Source organism: Pseudomonas nitroreducens TX1, assembly GCF_000313755.1.
GTDB classification, from domain to species: domain Bacteria; phylum Pseudomonadota; class Gammaproteobacteria; order Pseudomonadales; family Pseudomonadaceae; genus Pseudomonas; species Pseudomonas nitroreducens_A.
This window is the reverse complement of sequence record NZ_AMZB01000138.1, coordinates 273,384-289,504: the sequence shown is the minus strand read 5'-3', so window position 1 is coordinate 289,504 and position 16,121 is coordinate 273,384. Positions and strand designations below refer to the sequence as shown.

Below are 16,121 nucleotides of genomic sequence, written 5' to 3'. Positions count from 1 at the left end.
GAAACTCCGCTTCAACGAGGCCTCCTGGACGGGGCATTCGGAGTGTGCGGATATTTCTCTGGAAATCATCAAGAGCTAGAGCCGGATCCGGTGCAGTACTAGCGCCTTTGTAGGAGCGGACGTTGTCCGTGATTGGCACTGTGCCGTGCGATTCGCGAGCAAGCTCGCTCCTACAGGCAGCCGGAACGTGCAGCGCGCTTTTTGTAGGAGCGAGCTTGCTCGCGAACCGGAGAATAAATCGCGGGAAGGAGTCGGCTCACACCTCCTCCTTCAACTCCTTCAAATGCTTGTAAACCGTCGCGCGCCCCATGTTCAGCACATTGGCTACATAGTTCGCTGCGCTCTTGCCCTTGAACGCCCCCTCCGCGTGCAACGCCAGCACCAGTTCGCGCTTGTGATCGCGGCTGAGGGTCGACAGGCTCAGCTGACGCTGCCGCAGCCAGCCATGCAGGAAAGTGTTGATGCGTTCCTGCCAGTCATCGCGGAACAGCGCATCCGGCTGCGGGATGACCTTGCTGGAGGAGAGGAACAGGTCGAGCGCCGCCTTGGCGGTCTCGAACAGGGTGATGTTGAGGTTGATGCACAGCACCGCCAGCGGCTCGCCCTTGGCGTCGCGCAGCACGGTGCTGATGGAGCGGATCTTCTGGCCGTCCCAGTTGAGCTTCTCGTAGGGGCCAATGTTGCGCTCGTCATGGCTGCCTTCGAGCATGTCCTCCAGCGCCGAGTCGTCGCCGATCTCGCGCTTGGAGATATTGTTCGCCAGATAGGCCACGCGCTGGTTGCGCAGGTCGTGGATGACCACTTCGGCATGGGGGAAGAACAGCGCGGCGATGGCGTCGGCGATGGCCTTGTAGTTGTCCAGCGGATCAGCGGCGGTCATGGGCAAGGCTCTCGAGGGCGAAGAGGCGGGCGATGGGCGGGCGCTGGCGAGTGTGCCGCAAGCGCCCGCAGGCTGTCACGACTGGTGGCTCACTTGGTCAGCAGGCGGGCCGGGGACAGCATCTCGGCGCTCAGGCCGTGACGCGCCAGGTGCTCGGGCAGCGCTTCATGGCGGATCAGCGCGGCGCTGGCTTCACCCATGGCGGCGGACGTCTGGATGCCGTATCCGCCCTGGCCGGCGACCCAGTACAGGCCGGGCGTCGTCGGGTCGTAGCCGGACACCAGGTCTCCATCGGCGAAGAACGAGCGCAGGCCCGCCCAGGTGTGGCTCGGGCGGCGGATACTGAGGGTGGTGTGTTCCTCGATCTGGTAGATGCCCATCGCGATGTCCAGTTCTTCAGGCTGGACATCGTGGGGTTCGACCGGATCGGCGTTGGCCGGCGAGCCGAGCAGCATGCCGGCGTCGGGCTTGAAGTAGAAGGATTCGTCCAGGCTCACCAGGACCGGCCAGGCGTGGCTGTCGACACCCTCCGGCGGGCTGAACAGGAAGGCGGCGCGGCGCTTGGGCGTCAGGCCCAGGGGCGCGGCGCCGGCCAGTTCGGCGATCTTGTCGCACCAGCCGCCAGCCGCGTTGACCAGCACCGGCGCGCGGTAGGTCTGCTGCGCGCAGCGCACCTGCCAGGCACCGTCGATGCGTTGGATTTCCAGGGCTTCGCTGTCCAGCTGCACGCTGCCGCCGTTGCGCCGTATGCCGCGCAGGTAGCCCTGCAGCAAGCCGTCGGTATCGATGTCGGCGGCGCTGGGGTCGAGCATCGCGCCATGGACTTTCTCGCGTCGCAGCACCGGCACGATAGCGCAGGCTTCGTCGGCGTCGAGCAGGCGCATTTCCGGCACGCTGGCGAGGGCGCTTTCATACTGGCGCCGGAGTTCTTCGGGGTTGCCTTCGAAGTCCACGGTCATCTCACCGCGCGGGGTGAGGATCGGGTGCTCGACGAAGCCCTCGGGCGGGTTGTCGAAGAAGTCACGGCTGGCGGCGGTCAGGGCGCGCACCTGCGGTGTACCGTAGGCGACGGTATAGAGCGCTGCCGAGCGGCCGGTGGAGTGGTAGCCGGCGTGGGATTCGCGCTCAAGCACGGCGACCTTGCCGTGGCGGGAGAGGAAGTAGCCGGTGGAGGCGCCGGCGATGCCGCCGCCGATGATGAGGAAGTCGACTTCGATCATGTTCGTCTCCGGCTCAGGCGTTCTTGCGTTGCAGATGGTAGAGCGCATTGGCCAGGGCGACGTCTTCCAGGCCCAGGCCGATGGAACGGAAGAACGCGTGACGCTTGTAGCCCGGCCTGGCGGCCTGGCCGCTGACCAGTTCCGGCAGGTCGCCGCGGATGGCGCCGTCCCAGCCGTGCTCCTCGCGGGCCAGGCGCATTTCGCCGGCGGCGGCCGGGGTGGTGGCGCGGTAGTCGCAATAGACGTCCATCTGCGCCAGCGACTGCGGCGGCACTTCGTGGGCGCGGGCGACGTTGGTGCTGATGGAAGTGATCAGGGCGGGTTTGGACAGGACCGACGGATCGAGCACCGGGGTGCCGGAAGAGGTACACAGCAGCACCACGTCGGCGTCGTCCACGACAGCTTCGACACTGGTGGCGGGTTCCGCGCGGGAATCGATGGCGCCGAACTGGGCCAGCACGCCGGCGCTCAGGTTCGGCGAGTACACGCGGATGCTCTGCCAGTCACGCAGGCCGGATGCGTAGCGCAGATGGGCGCGGGCGACCGCCCCGCTGCCGACGATGGCCAGGCGCCTGGCGTCCGGGCGAGCCAGTTCCTGCACCGCGAGGGCGGTGGTGGCGGCGGTGCGTGCGGTGGTCAGGCTGCCGGCATCACACAGCAGCAGCGGCTGGCCGCTCTCCATGGACATCAGCAGGCTCCACGCGGTGACCAGCGACTTGGGCTGGCGCACGATGTACGGCGAGGTCTTCACGCCGTAGACCTTCTGCGAGGCCAGTACGCCCAGGTAGTTGATGAAATCGCCGCCCCCATTGGGGAATTCCACCAGCTGCTGTGCGGGCTGTACGGCGCTGCCGGCGGCCAGTTCGACGAACATGTCGCGCATCGCCTGAAGCACGTCGACCTGTTCGAGCAGGCGTTCGGCGTCGGCCTGGTTGAGGGTGAAAGGCGTGGCGACGGACATGGCAGGACTCCAGATGTGGATTTATTTTTCCATTCTGGACTCTGTTGTCTTGATCGGCAAGGGCAGGTGGACAGATGGGCAACTGCTTGCGTAGGAGCGGACCTTGTCCGCGATCACCGCGATAGCGGTGCATGGACAGGGATGCCGGCCTGCCGGCCGGATCGCGGAGAAGCTCCGCTCCTACGGGAGCCGAAGCGCGGAGCTGGCCCGTAGGAGCGCCCCATGGGCGTGATCGCGGGCATGGCCCGCTCCTACAGGGACGCTGCGGCCTACAGCTTGAACTGCGCCATCAGCTCTTCCTGGCTGCCGGCCACGCGGCGCAGGTGTTCGCCGCAATCGCGGGTGTGCGCGGCGGTCTTGCGGTTCTCCACGGTCATGTCGCTCAGGCGGTGCATGTGCTGGTTCACTTCCTGGGTCGTCGCGGCCTGCTGTTCGGCAGCGGCGGCGATCTGGAAGGCCATGGCGTGCACGCCCTGCAGCGAGTCGTCCAGCGCGCCGAGGGCCTCCAGCACGGCCTGGGTGTCCTGTTCCAGGGTGTGGGCCTGTTCGCTGGCGCCGCTCATGCTCGACTGCGCCTGGAGGGAGGAATCGCCCAGGCTTCCGACGATGGCGACGATCTCGTCGGTGGCGCTGCGGGTGCGCTGGGCGAGGCTGCGTACTTCGTCGGCGACTACGGCAAAACCACGTCCCGCCTCGCCGGCGCGGGCAGCCTCGATGGCGGCGTTGAGGGCGAGCAGGTTGGTCTGTTCGGCGATGGAGCGGATCACGTCCAGCACCGAACCGATCTGCTGGCTCTCGCCGGCCAGGGTCTGCACCACGCCATCGGCCTCGCGCAGGCCGATCAGCAGTTGGTCCTGGCGGCCGATCATGTGCTTCAGCGTGCCCTGCATGGCGACGAAGGCCTGGCGGGCGGCGGCGCTGCCGTCCGCGCTGCGGCTGGCGCTGCCGGCGATTTCCTGCACGGTGGCGGCCATCTGGTCGACGGCGCTGACCACCATCTCCAGCGCTTCCTGCTGTTGGTCGAGGTGATGGCTGGTGCGCCCGGCGGCGTCGAGGATGTCGCCACTGGCGTCACCCACGGCCTCGCTGGCCTGGCGCAGGCGCTCGACGACCTGGCGCCAGGCAGCGGTCATGTCGCGCAGGGCCTGCATCAGCCCGCCGCTGGCGTTGGCGTCGTCGCTCAGCTTGAGTTCGCCACTGGCCAGGCGCTGGGCCAGTGCAGCCATGCTGGCCGGCTCGCCGCCCAGAGGGCGCATCACGCTGCGGCTGACCAGCCAGGTGCCGGCAGCCACGCCCACCAGGGTCAGCAGGCCAAGTACGAGGATCTGCCACATCAGCTTGCGCACCGGGGCGAAGGCCTGGGCCTGGTCCATTTCCGCCACCAGCGCCCAGTGCAGGCCGTCGAGGTTCAGCGGGACGAAGGACTTCAGCGCCGTCTCGTTGCTCAGGCCAGGTTCGGTGAGGCGCCCCTGCTCGCCAGCCAAGGCCTTCTCGATGGCCTGGCCGGGAATGGCGGTGGGACTTTCCTTGTCGCGGCGCACGTGGTGGTCGGCGAAGCGCACCGAATCCGAGCGCAGACTGCCGTCGCCGCCGACCAGGTAGGTCTCGCCGGCGTCGCCCAGGCCCTGGCGGTTCTGCATCACTTCGTTGATCGAGGCGAGCGGCAGTTCCAGCACCAGCAGCAGTTGCAGCTTGCCGTTGTCCTTGATCGGCGCGGCCAGCCATTGCACCGGCTGCTGGTCGTTGGGGGCCTGCTCCAGGTCGCTGATGCTGGCCTTGCCGCGGTCCAGCGCGGTGCGGATGAACTTGCCGAAGGCGGTATCGCGCCATTCCGGTGCGCCGACATTCTGCTGATAGTCGATGCCACGGCCGAGGCTGAACACCACCTTGCCGTCGCCGGCCACCAGGCGCAGTTCGCGGTAGCCAAAGGTCTTGATGAAGTTCTCGAATACCGGGCGGTCGTAGTTGGCGGTGGTCACCAGGGACTCGCTGTCCAGCCCGGCATAGTTACTGCCCAGGTTGGTGGCGAGGCTGCTGAGCTGGTCGTTGCGGGCCTTCCACGCATCCATCAGTTGTCGCTGCTTGATGCTGGCGACCGCCTCCAGGGCGTTCAGGCTTTGTTCTTCGAGGGCTCGGCTGGCCTGGAGATAGACCACGATGGCCATCACCAGCACGGGGATCAGGCCGACCGAGAGGAAACTCAGAGCAAGTTTGGCGCGCAAGGGCATGGGAGGATTCCGACGAGTTCTTGGAATTGTTCTCGCGTGCTTTGCAAGAAGCGTGCGAATTTTTTTACGTCTGTAAATAAAACTGAGCAAGAGTGGCCGGGGCGTGGCCCATCTCACCGCAATGACGCGGATAATGGCGCGTGGCCATTGTTTGCGGGCGGATGCCGTACGGTCGTCCCAGCGGGTCCGGCAGGAGGAATGGCAGGCTCTAGGAAGGGGATTCGTCACCCGCGGTAACGCCGGTGGAAACGAAAAAGGCGAAGCCATGGGGCTTCGCCTTCTTCTGGTGCAACAAGCGATCAGTGCTTGCGCGGTACCGGCTTGAGCAGCTCGGTGGGCGGCATCTCGCAATTGATCTTGCGGCCCAGCAGTTCCTCGATCGGCGGCAGGGCGAAGGCATCGTCCTCGCCGGCGAAGCTAATGGAGGTGCCGGTGGTACCGGCGCGGCCGGTTCGGCCAATGCGGTGCACGTAGTCGTCCGGATCTTCGGGCAGGGTGAAGTTGATCACGTGGCTGATGCCGTCGACGTGAATGCCGCGGCCGGCAACGTCGGTGGCGACCAGGACGCGGATCTTGCCTTCACGGAAGCCTTCCAGGACCTTGATGCGCTTGTGCTGCGGCACGTCGCCGGACATCTGGGCGGCGCTGATGCCGTCCTTGGTCAGGCGTTCCTCGATGCGGCGCACTTCGTCCTTGCGGTTGGCGAAGACCATCACGCGGGTCCAGTCGTTCTGCGCGATCAGGTTGTACAGCAGCTTGTACTTGTCGCTGCCGGCAACGGCATAGACGTGCTGCTCGACGGTATCGCTGGCGACGTTTTCCGGCTCGATCTCGACAATGGCCGGGTCGACGGTCCACTGCTTGGCCAGGTTCATCACGTCGTCTGTGAAGGTGGCGGAGAACAGCAGGGTCTGGCGTTCGCCCTTGTACGGGGTCTGGCGGATGATCTGGCGGACCTGGGGGATGAAGCCCATGTCGAGCATGCGGTCGGCTTCGTCCAGCACCATCACCTCGACCATGTCCAGGTGCACCTCGCCGCGCTGGTTGAAGTCCAGCAGGCGGCCCGGCGTGGCGACAAGGATGTCACAGAAGCGCGACTCCAGCGTCTTGAGCTGCTTGTCGAAGTCCATGCCGCCGACGAAGCTCATGACGTTCAGGCCGGTGTACTTGGCCAGGCCGATGGCGTCATTGGCGATCTGCACCACCAGCTCGCGGGTCGGCGCGATGATCAGCGCACGCGGCTCGCCCATGTAGCGTTCTTTCGGCGGCGGGGTCTGCAGCAGCTGGGTGATGATCGAGATGAGGAACGCGGCGGTCTTGCCGGTGCCGGTCTGGGCGCGGCCGATGGCATCCTGGCCACGCAGGGTGAAGCCCAGCACCTGCGCCTGGATCGGCGTGCAGTAGGGGAAGCCCAGGTCATGGATGGCGTGCATCAGACGCGGATCGAGATTGAAGTCGTGGAAACGCGTCTTGCCTTCGGCCGGCTCGACCACGAAGTCTTCCAGCTTCCAATTGTTCACCGCCGGCGGCCGCGGCTTGCGCTCGCGGCGCGGTTTCGGCTCGCGGGGCTTGTCGGCGCCTTCGGCCTTGGCATGCTCGTGCTTCGGAGCGTGATCGCGTTGTTCGCCGCGTTCGCCTTTGTCGGAACGCTCGGCGCGGGGTTTGTCGCTCTTCGGACCGCGGGCCGGCTTGTCGGCGGCATTGGCAGAGTCGCCTTGCGGACGCGGATTGCGCGGATTGCGCGGACGCTTTTCACCGCTCTGGGCGGGTTCGGAGGCAGCGGGAGCGGGGGCTGCCGGCGTGGTGACGGGCTGCTCGCCATCACCCTTGCTGAAGATTTTCTTGAGTGCTTTGAGCACGGTGATCTCGTACTGGTTAAGGAATGAACGGCCGCCAGTGTAATGCAAGATGCCCGCAGGGCGAAGTGCCACGGGCATTCTGCCTATTGACTTGGGCTACGGAAGGCTCTCCAGCAGCAGGCGGCGCACATTGCCGCCCATGATTGCAGCGATGTCCTGCTCGCTGAAGCCAGCCTTGGCGAGGCCCTCGGTCAGTTGGGCAAGGCCGGTGGTGTCGAAGGGCGCATTCACCGCGCCGTCGAAATCCGATCCCAGTGCGATGTGCTCGACGCCGACCTTGTCGGCCGCATAGCGCATGGCCTTGACGATGGCCTGCACCGAGGTTTCGCACACCGCGCCGTCCCAGTAGCCGATGCCGATCACGCCGCCGGTGTTGGCGATACCGCGCAAGTGCGCGTCGGTCAGGTTGCGCGGGCCGGGGCAGGTGCCGGCGACGCCGGTATGGGAAGCGATCACCGGGCGCCTGGCGATGGCCAGCACGTCGTCGATCAGCGGACGTGAGGCATGGGCCAGGTCGATCAGCATCTTCCTGTCTTCCAGGCGTGGGATGACCTCGCGGCCGAACGCGGTCAGGCCACCTTTCTTCAGGCCGTGGGCGGAGCCGCCGACCTCATTGTCGAAGAAGTGGGTCAGGCCCATGATGCGGAAGCCCGCGTCGTACATGCGGTCGAGGTTCTCGAGCTTGCCTTCGAGCGGGTGCAGGCCCTCGGTGGCGAGTATGCCGGCGAGCTGTCTCGGGTCCTTCTGCCAGGCGGCGAGGTAGCGGGTGAGGTCGTCCCGGCTGCGCACCAGGGTGAGCTTGCCCTGGCTGTCGGCGGCGGCCTTGTCCAGCAGTTCGCCCTGGTAGAGCGCGCGTTCGAGCAGGCTGTTCCAGGTACGTGCCGGCCAGCGTTGGGCGATGACCAGTGGGGTGATGTTGTCGCTGTCGGCGCTGTTGCTTTCGTAGTTCAGGCCGCGCGGCGTCTTGGTGACGGTGGAGAACACCTGCAGGCCGACGTGGCCTTCGAGCAGGCGCGGCAGGTCGGTGTGACCATGGTCGTGGCGATCCAGCAGGTTGCGGTCCCAGAGCAGTGCGTCGTCGTGCAGGTCGGCGACGAACAGTGCCTGGTGCAGCGCCTGAGCCGCGGGCGAGGCCTGGTAGGGCGGCGGGCTGGCCACGGTGTTCATCTTCCGATCCATATACCCCGGCAGGTTGAAGAAGATCCCCAGGCCAACGGCCAGAAGGACGAGCAGGACGATCAGCAGTTTGCGCATGTCAGCTTCCCAGCTTTGTTATTGGTTTTCTTGCGGGCGCAATCTAGCAGAAGGGTGGGCGCAGGGCAGCGGGATTCAGCCGCAGAGGCAGTTACGGCCTTTCTGCTTGGCCTGGTAGAGGGCGCTGTCGGCGCGCAGGATCAGGCTCGGCAGGTTTTCCTGGATGTCCATCTCGGCAAGGCCCAGGGACACGGTGACGCCGGGCAATACCCCCACCGGCGAATAGAAGGAAGCGATCTGTTCCAGGCTCTGGCGCAGGCGGTTGCCGATACGCCGGGCTTCCTCGATGGCGATTTCCGGCAGGAGGATGACGAACTCCTCGCCGCCAAAGCGCGCCATGCTGTCCTTGGGGCGCAACTGGCTGCGCAGGGTATGGGCGACCAGGCACAGCGCATAGTCGCCGGCCAGGTGGCCGTGCTCGTCGTTGTAGTTCTTGAAGTGATCGACATCGAGCATGAGCATGCACATGGGCTGCTCGTTGAAGGCACAACGTGTGCTCTCGCGGTCGTAGATGTGCTCCAGCCAGCGCCGGTTGAACAGGCCGGTGAGCGTGTCGATGTTGGCGTTCTGCTCGGTGTCGAGAATGATCCGATTGCCTTGGCGCACCCGCTCGCAAAGTACCGAGAGGAGGTTCTGCATGACCTGCGGGGAGTGTTCGAACAGGCCGATCAGTGCCTCGCGGTGCAGGCGCAGCACGGTGGTCGGTTCGCTGGCGACGACATAGGCCGAAGGATGGTCGCTGTCGATGAAGCTGATCTCGCCGGCGCAGTCGCCCGGGTGCAGGGTGCTTACCGGTTGGTTGTCCAGCGAGCCCAGGTATACCGTCAGGTGCCCGGAGAGGACCATATAAAGGAAGTGATTGCGGTTGAACGGCGACAGCAGGATTTCGCCGCGCTCCAGTTCACAGGCGCGGAAATCCTTGAGCAGCTGTTGCAGGTTGGCCGCGGCCACGTTCTGGAACAGACGCAGGTGCTGGAGTTGGCGGATGTCTTCGTTCCACTGCGCAGCTTTCATGGTGCAGCGGGGATCGGGCGCAAGCTGATGATGTGCACGACTGACTCTCCCTGTAGTCCGCTTCGCACATTGAGCCATCAGTATTAGTCAGATTTGAGTACTGGCAATTCGCAGCCAGACCCGGCCGACCGGCGGTCGGCCGGGTGTTTCATCAGCTTTCCAACAACTCCACATGGACCGCGTAACCGCCCAGACGGTCGGCCAATGCGGCGCGCGAGTCTGGGGCGAGGCCGCCGACGAACAGACGTGCTTTCTGCCCATGGCGGTCATCGGCGACCACCTCGATGCGCGGGGCCGGAGACAGGTGCCGGGTCTCGTCCTCGAGCACGCGACGAATGGCATCCAGGCGCAGCGCCGGCTTGAAGGTCTTGCCCACCGCGGTGACCGGGATGGCGTCCAGCAGCCAGACGTCCTTGGGCACCGCCGCGCGCTCGGGCACATGCTGCGCGGCGTGTTCGAGCAGCTCTGCTTCGCTCGCCTGCATGCCCGGCTTGAGCTGGATGTACACCACCGGCAGCTCGCCGGCCTTCAGGCAGGGTTTGCCCACGGCAGCGGCCATGGCCACGGCGGGATGGCGATGCAGGGCTTCCTCGATCATCTGCGGGTCGATGTTGTGGCCACCGCGGATGATCAGGTCCTTGCTGCGGCCGGTGAGCCAGATGTAGCCGTCGGCGTCGATCCGCCCCAGGTCGCCGGTATTGAACCAGTCGCCGTCTACCCAGATGTCCTTGTTCTTGCTGGCCTGCAGGTACCCCTTGAAGACGGTGGGGCCGCGCAGGCAGAGGGTGCCGATTTCGTCGACGGCGGCGTCGCGCAGGTACTGGCCGTCGCCGTCGAGGATCACCGACTTCAGTTCGCAGTAGGGCAGGCGCAGGCCGATGGAGCCGGGCCGGCGTTCACCGCCGCGCGGGTTGCAGCTGGTGCCGCAGGTGCCTTCGGTCATGCCGTAACCTTCGATGACCTTCAGGCCTGTCTTGGCCTCGAACTGTCGGATCAGCTCCACCGGCATGGGCGCTGCGCCGCACAGGGCGAAGCGCAGGCTGGAAAGGTCACGGCCTTCGCTGGGTACCTGCAGGAGGGCGGCGTAGATGGTCGGCACGCCGCTGAAACTGGTGACCTTGTAGCGCTCCACCAGCTTCCAGAAATCCTGGATCAGCGTCGGGTTGCGATAGCCCTGGGGGCCGGCCAGCAGCACTTCGCCGCCGCGCATGAAGGGTGCTAGACCGGTGACCATCACGCCGTTGACGTGGAACAGCGGCAGGCCGCAGAGCAGTACGTCGTTGCCGTCGTAGTCAGAGTTCAGGCCCATGATCTCGGCCATCGCCACTTCGTTGAAATGGCTGTGCGGGGCAAGCTTGGGCGTGCCGGTGGTGCCACCGGTGTGGAAGTAGGAGGCGACTTCGTCCGGGCCGATCACCCGGCCGCTTTCCAGATGGTCCGCCGGGCACTGGTCGAGCAGTTCGTCGAAGTCCAGCACGCCGTCGGGCAGTGCCCCGCGCTGGGTCTTGATGGCCGAGCGCTGCGGCTCGGGCAGCAGGTTGGCGATGTCGACGGTGACGATGGCGTTCAGCTCCGGCAACTGCTCGCGCAGGCCGGCGACCTTGTCCCAGAGGTCGGTGCCGGGGAAGGGCGCCAGGGTCACCAGCACGCGGGAATCGGCGGCGCGCACCAGCTCGGCGATGTGCTCGGGATCGAGCAGCGGGTTGATCGCGTTGACGATCCCCGCCGCTTCGCCACCCCAGATCACGTAGTGGGTCTGCGGCAGGTTGGGAAGCAGGAACGACACCGCGGTGCCCGGCCTTACGCCCAGGCGGTGAAAGGCATTGGCCGCCTGGGTGACGCGGGCGAACAACTGCTCGTAGCTGACCTTGAGTGGCTCCTCCGCCGCCGAGCCCTGCAGCAGGAAGCTCAGGGCGGTGGAGGGGCCGAACTGCTGCGCCGAGCGGCGCAGCAGTTCATAGGTGTTGGGCGGCAGGTCGCGGTCCTGCAGCGGGACCTGTTCCAGTGCTTCGACGTCACGCAGGCTGCTGATCGGGGCGTTCATGCTTCTTCTTGTTCTCCGCAGGGTCAGGGGATCACAGGCGCTCCCGCAGCCAGGCGCCGATATCGCCGAGTTCCTCGTTGCTCACTTCATGGCTCATCGGGTAGGTGCGCCACTGGGCGGGCACCTCGTTGGCCTGCAGGAAGTCGTACGCGGCGCGGCCCATGGCGGGCAGCACCACATCATCGAAAGTGCCATGCAGGCAGAGCGCGGACAGTTGTCTTTTTGTAGCCGGCAGGCTTATGCCTTCGCTGAATGTCGGGCCATAGGTGGAGAGCGCCATGACGCCGCCCAGTTCGCCGTCCCAACGCAGGTAGCCGGTATGCAGCACCACCGCGCCGCCCTGGGAGAAGCCGGCGAGGATGATGCGTTTGGCCGCGATGCCCTGGTCGATCTGCCCCTGGATCAGCGCGATCACGCTGTCGGCCGAAGCTTCCAGCTGCGCCTCGTCGATGGCACGGGCCGGGGCCATGGCGAGGATGTCGTACCAGCTTGGCGCTGGCATGCCGTTGAACACGGTGACCGGGCGGGTCGGCGCCTGGGGCAGGATGAAACGCGTCGACGTGAAACTGCGCTGCAGCATCTGTGCTACCGGTTCGAAGTCGTAACGGTCGGCGCCCAGGCCGTGCAACCAAATGACGCAGGAATCGACGCGCTGGCTGGGTTCGAGGATCAGGGGCTGGGTCATGGAGGCTCCAGGATGGGGCGGGCGCTCTAGGAAGGGGCGCTGCGTGAGAGAAAGGGTGGAGGGGCGATGCAAGAAGATGTCGCATGGCCATAACTTGTGGGACTTGACTGCACGAAATTGTGAGAGCGTTCCTGAGCTGGTACGCCCCTTGCTATCGCAACCGTAGGCTGTGCGGCCCCGTTTTCCGGTAACACTCTACCGACCCCATCCGGAAAGCTGTACTGGAAGTGGCGCCGCGAAAGTCTTGGGCTGTTTCAGGGCCCGCCGTGCTGGCTGCGGTCAACAGCCGGCGCGGCGGGCCTTCGCCTTCACGCAATGATCCCTAGATGACCCGTTCCAGCGCGCAAGACCTGTGCGCTCGAAGGTGTGTTCGCGGCGTCCGTAGGATTTTTCATAGGCCGTCTAGACTCACCTTCAGGTCTCCATCCCGTTTGTTGTCTTGCTGGTGCCTCACGAGGGTACGGCGGTGGAACCGGGACTCCAAAACACTAAAAAAGCAACGGAGAAGATCGATGAAGATGGTGAAATCCACCCTGGCAGTGCTGACCACCGCCGCCGTGTTCGGCATCAGCGGCCTCGCGCATGCCGGCGCCACCCTGGATGCAGTGAAGAAGAAAGGCTACGTGCAGTGCGGTATCAGTGACGGTCTTCCCGGCTTCTCGTACGCCGACGCCAAGGGCCAGTACAAAGGCATCGACGTGGACGTCTGCCGCGCCGTGGCGGCGGCCGTGTTCGGCGACGCGACCAAGGTCAAGTACAGCCCGCTGACCGCCAAGGAGCGCTTCACCGCGCTGCAGTCCGGCGAGATCGATATCCTCTCGCGCAACACCACCTGGACCAGTTCCCGCGACAGTGCGATGGGCCTGAACTTCGTCGGCGTGACCTACTACGACGGCCAGGGCTTCCTGGTGAACAAGAAGCTCGGCGTCTCCAGCGCCAAGGAACTCGATGGCGCCACCGTGTGCATCCAGGCCGGCACCACCACCGAGCTCAACCTGTCCGACTACTTCCGTTCCAACAACCTCAAGTACACCCCCATCACCTACGACACCTCCGACGAGAGCGCCAAGTCGCTGGAGTCCGGCCGTTGCGACGTGCTGACCTCCGACCAGTCGCAGCTCTACGCGCAGCGCATCAAGCTGGCCGCGCCGGACGATTATGTGGTGCTGCCCGAAGTGATCTCCAAGGAGCCCCTCGGCCCGGCCGTGCGCCAGGGCGACGAGGAGTGGTTCGACATCGCCCGCTGGACGCTCTTCGCGATGCTCAACGCCGAGGAACTGGGCATCAACTCGAAGAATGTCGAGGAACAGGCCAAGAGCACCAAGAACCCGGACGTCGCGCGTCTGCTCGGCGCCGAAGGTGACTACGGCAAGGACCTCAAATTGCCCAAGGACTGGGCGGTACAGATCGTCAAGCAAGTGGGTAACTACGGCGAGATCTTCGACCGCAACGTCGGCGACGGCAGCGACCTGAAGATCAAGCGTGGCCTCAACGCCCAGTGGAACAAGGGTGGTCTGCAGTACGCACCGCCGGTGCGCTGACCTGACCCGTTCCGGCGCCCGGAGTGTGGGCGCCGGAGTGTTTCGAACGACGTGAAGCCTGTCGGGCGGTCGCGGGCGTAGCCCGTGCCCGCCCGGCGCGGCTTGCGAGAGGGCTTACATGCAGAATTCCATCAAGGCCCAGCGCCCGCGGGGGGTATCGCTCAACGATCCCGTCGTGCGCGGCTGGGCATTCCAGATCATCGCCGTCATCTTCGTCCTGGCGGTCGGCTGGTACCTCTTCGACAACACCCAGACCAACCTCGCCCATCGCGGCATCCAGTCCGGTTTCGGCTTCCTCGACCACAGCGCCGGCTTCGGCATTTCGCAGCACCTGATCGACTACAGCGAAAGCGACACCTACGGACGGGTGTTCATGGTCGGCCTGCTGAACACGCTGCTGGTCACGGTGATCGGCATCGTCTTCGCCACCATCCTGGGCTTCATCCTCGGTGTGGCGCGGCTGTCACCCAACTGGCTGATCCGCAAGCTGGCGACCCTGTACATCGAGACCTTCCGCAACATCCCGCCGCTGCTGCAGATCTTCTTCTGGTACTTCGCCGTGCTCGGCCCGCTGCCGAATCCGCGGCAGAGCATCAGCTTCGGCGACCTGTTCTTCATCAACAACCGGGGCCTGCAGATGCCCGCGCCGATTGCCGCCGATGGTCTCGGTCCGTTCATCGTCGCGGTGATCCTGGCCATCGTGGGCTGGGCGGTGATCTGGAAGTGGGCCAAGGCCCGCCGCCATGCCACCGGCAAGGCCTTCCCGGTGTTCCTCAGCGGCCTGGCGTTGCTGATCCTGCTGCCGGGCCTGGTGTCGCTGGTGGCCGGGGCGCCGTTCCACTGGGACGTGCCGGTGCTGCAGGGCTTCAACTTCCGCGGCGGCTGGGTGGTGATACCGGAGCTGGTGTCCATCGTGCTCGCGCTGTCGGTCTACACCGCCGCCTTCATCGGCGAGACGGTGCGCGCCGGCATCCAGGCGGTCAGCCACGGCCAGTCCGAAGCGGCCGGCTCCCTGGGGCTGCGTCCGGGACAGACGCTGCGCCTGGTGATCATCCCCCAAGCGCTACGGGTGATCATCCCTCCGCTCACCAGCCAGTACCTGAACCTGGCGAAGAACTCCTCGCTGGCCGCCGCCATCGGCTACCCGGACATGGTCTCGCTGTTCGCCGGCACGGTGCTCAACCAGACCGGCCAGGCCATCGAGACCATGGCCATCACCATGAGCGTGTACCTGGCCATCAGCATCAGCATTTCGCTGCTGATGAACTGGTACAACAAGCACATCGCGCTGGTCGAGCGCTGATCGGTATGGAGTGCAGAAACCCGTGACTACTCATACTTTCAAGCCCGACCTGCCGCCCCCCGCGATGAGCGTGGGCGTGCTCGCCTGGCTGCGCGCCAACCTTTTCTCCAGCTGGTTCAACACCCTGCTGACGCTGGTCGGTATCTACCTGGTCTGGCTGATCCTGCCGCCGCTGCTGGAGTGGGCGATCATCAAGGCCGACTGGACCGGCACGACCCGCGCCGACTGCTCCCGCGAGGGCGCCTGCTGGGTGTTTATCGGCTCGCGCTTCGGCCAGTTCATGTACGGCTTCTACCCCGAGGAACTGCGCTGGCGCGTGGACCTCACCGTGCTCTTCGTGGTGTTCGGTGCGGCGCCGCTGTTCCTCAAGCGCTTTGCCTACAAGGTGAAGTACGGCCTGGGCTTCCTGGTGGCGCTGCCGATCCTGGCCTACTGGCTGCTGCACGGCGGCTTCCTCGGCCTGGAGACCGTGCCGACCAGCGCCTGGGGCGGCCTGATGCTCACCGTGGTGATCGCCGCGGTCGGCATCTGCGGGGCCATGCCGCTGGGCATCCTGCTGGCCCTCGGGCGGCGTTCGAAGATGCCGGCGATCAAGGTCATCTGCGTCACCACCATCGAGTTCTGGCGCGGCGTACCGCTGATCACCGTGCTGTTCATGTCCTCGGTGATGCTGCCGCTGTTCCTGCCCGAGGGGATGAACCTGGACAAGCTGCTGCGGGCCATGGTGATGGTGGTGCTGTTCGAGGCCGCCTATATCGCCGAGGTGGTGCGCGGCGGCATGCAGGCCATCCCCAAGGGCCAGTACGAGGCCGCGGCCGCCATGGGCCTGGGCTACTGGCGGACCATGGGCCTGGTGATCCTGCCGCAGGCGCTCAAGCTGGTGATCCCCGGCATCGTCAACACCTTCATCGCGCTGTTCAAGGACACCAGCCTGGTGATCATCATCGGTCTGTTCGACTTCCTCAACAGCATCAAGCGCGCCACCGCGGACCCGGCCTGGCTGGGCATGGCCACCGAAGGCTATGTGTTCGCCGCGGTCGTCTACTGGATTTTCTGTTTCGGCATGTCCCGCTACTCCATGCACCTGGAGCACAAGCTGGACACCGGCCACAAGCGTTAGGAGTGAATCGTC

General features: G+C 65.7%; 12 protein-coding genes. 3 read left to right on the top strand and 9 right to left on the bottom strand.

Annotation, left to right across the window (positions count from 1 at the left end; all coding sequences use genetic code 11):
- Positions 1-256: 256 nt before the first annotated feature.
- The 9 genes from C167_RS0131895 to C167_RS0131855 form a co-directional block, all read right to left on the bottom strand.
- The gene (locus tag C167_RS0131895) at positions 257-880 is read right to left on the bottom strand and encodes a helix-turn-helix transcriptional regulator (protein WP_017522377.1); all 624 of its coding nucleotides are present in this window, start codon (positions 878-880) and stop codon (positions 257-259) included.
- Positions 881-969: 89 nt separating this feature from the next.
- Complete coding sequence (locus C167_RS0131890; protein WP_017522376.1) at positions 970-2,100, bottom strand: NAD(P)/FAD-dependent oxidoreductase; 1,131 nt, start codon at positions 2,098-2,100, stop codon at positions 970-972.
- A gap of 13 nt (positions 2,101-2,113) precedes the next feature.
- On the bottom strand, positions 2,114-3,061 hold the full coding sequence (locus C167_RS0131885; RefSeq protein ID WP_017522375.1) for an ornithine cyclodeaminase family protein: 948 nt from the start codon (positions 3,059-3,061) through the stop codon (positions 2,114-2,116).
- 269 nt (positions 3,062-3,330) lie between these two features.
- Positions 3,331-5,289: a methyl-accepting chemotaxis protein gene (locus tag C167_RS0131880; protein ID WP_017522374.1), complete on the bottom strand. Its 1,959-nt coding sequence runs from the start codon at positions 5,287-5,289 to the stop codon at positions 3,331-3,333.
- 299 nt (positions 5,290-5,588) lie between these two features.
- On the bottom strand, positions 5,589-7,148 hold the full coding sequence (gene rhlB / locus C167_RS0131875) for an ATP-dependent RNA helicase RhlB (RefSeq protein WP_037006438.1): 1,560 nt from the start codon (positions 7,146-7,148) through the stop codon (positions 5,589-5,591).
- Positions 7,149-7,244: 96 nt separating this feature from the next.
- Positions 7,245-8,402 carry a dipeptidase gene (locus C167_RS0131870; protein WP_017522372.1) on the bottom strand — a complete coding sequence of 386 codons (1,158 nt, stop codon included), beginning with the start codon at positions 8,400-8,402 and terminating at the stop codon, positions 7,245-7,247.
- Between the two features lie 75 nt (positions 8,403-8,477).
- Positions 8,478-9,416 (bottom strand): GGDEF domain-containing protein, encoded by a 939-nt coding sequence (locus C167_RS0131865; protein WP_017522371.1) that lies wholly within the window; start codon positions 9,414-9,416, stop codon positions 8,478-8,480.
- A gap of 151 nt (positions 9,417-9,567) precedes the next feature.
- The gene (locus C167_RS0131860; protein WP_017522370.1) at positions 9,568-11,460 is read right to left on the bottom strand and encodes an acyl-CoA synthetase; all 1,893 of its coding nucleotides are present in this window, start codon (positions 11,458-11,460) and stop codon (positions 9,568-9,570) included.
- 31 nt (positions 11,461-11,491) lie between these two features.
- Positions 11,492-12,145, bottom strand: coding sequence for an alpha/beta hydrolase (locus C167_RS0131855; protein ID WP_017522369.1), 654 nt, complete (start codon positions 12,143-12,145; stop codon positions 11,492-11,494).
- A gap of 512 nt (positions 12,146-12,657) precedes the next feature.
- Between C167_RS0131855 and C167_RS0131850 the strand changes: the two genes are divergently transcribed.
- From C167_RS0131850 to C167_RS0131840, 3 genes are all read left to right on the top strand, one after another.
- Positions 12,658-13,686, top strand: a complete 1,029-nt coding sequence (locus C167_RS0131850; RefSeq protein ID WP_017522368.1) for an amino acid ABC transporter substrate-binding protein — start codon at positions 12,658-12,660, stop codon at positions 13,684-13,686.
- A gap of 118 nt (positions 13,687-13,804) precedes the next feature.
- A complete protein-coding gene (locus C167_RS0131845) occupies positions 13,805-14,989 on the top strand; it encodes an amino acid ABC transporter permease (protein ID WP_017522367.1) in 1,185 nt (394 codons plus the stop codon).
- A gap of 22 nt (positions 14,990-15,011) precedes the next feature.
- On the top strand, positions 15,012-16,109 hold the full coding sequence (locus C167_RS0131840; protein ID WP_017522366.1) for an amino acid ABC transporter permease: 1,098 nt from the start codon (positions 15,012-15,014) through the stop codon (positions 16,107-16,109).
- Positions 16,110-16,121 lie beyond the last annotated feature (12 nt).